Origin of the sequence: Streptomyces doebereineriae, from assembly GCF_031845645.1 — a bacterium.
Classification (GTDB): Bacteria; Actinomycetota; Actinomycetes; order Streptomycetales; family Streptomycetaceae; genus Streptomyces; species Streptomyces canus.
This window is the reverse complement of the sequence record NZ_JAVREZ010000596.1, coordinates 1-384: the sequence shown is the minus strand read 5'-3', so window position 1 is coordinate 384 and position 384 is coordinate 1. Positions and strand designations below refer to the sequence as shown.

At 71.4% G+C, this 384-nt stretch carries 1 protein-coding gene; it reads left to right on the top strand.

The window, feature by feature from the left end:
* Positions 1-170: 170 nt before the first annotated feature.
* Positions 171-384 (top strand): hypothetical protein (locus tag RNB18_RS53430; RefSeq protein ID WP_311721235.1); only part of this gene is annotated, 214 nt, incomplete at its 3' end.

Below are 384 nucleotides of genomic sequence, written 5' to 3'. Positions count from 1 at the left end.
GTTCAACGACGCACTCAAGAAGCGCTGCGAACAGTGACGTTCACCCGCCGTACGCCCGAATCCCCTACGGTGACGCCCGATCGGCGCGATGATCGACCCACACAGTCACACACGGCACGGACACAGACACACGGGGCCGGACGGCGCCCCGGAAGGACGGAGACCTCACCATGCCGGACCCGCTGACCGCCGAGCGCGACCCCCGCACCCTCCGGTGGGCGGCCATCGCCCTGGCGGCCGCCGGTGTGCTCCTCGCCCTCTACCCGGCGCTGCGCCCCTACAGCGACGAGACCACCCTCGACGGTGCGGACGCCATGGCCTCCGGCCGCTGGGCCCTCTCCCACCTCGCGGGCATGCTCGCGTTCATCCTGATGCCGCTCGGAC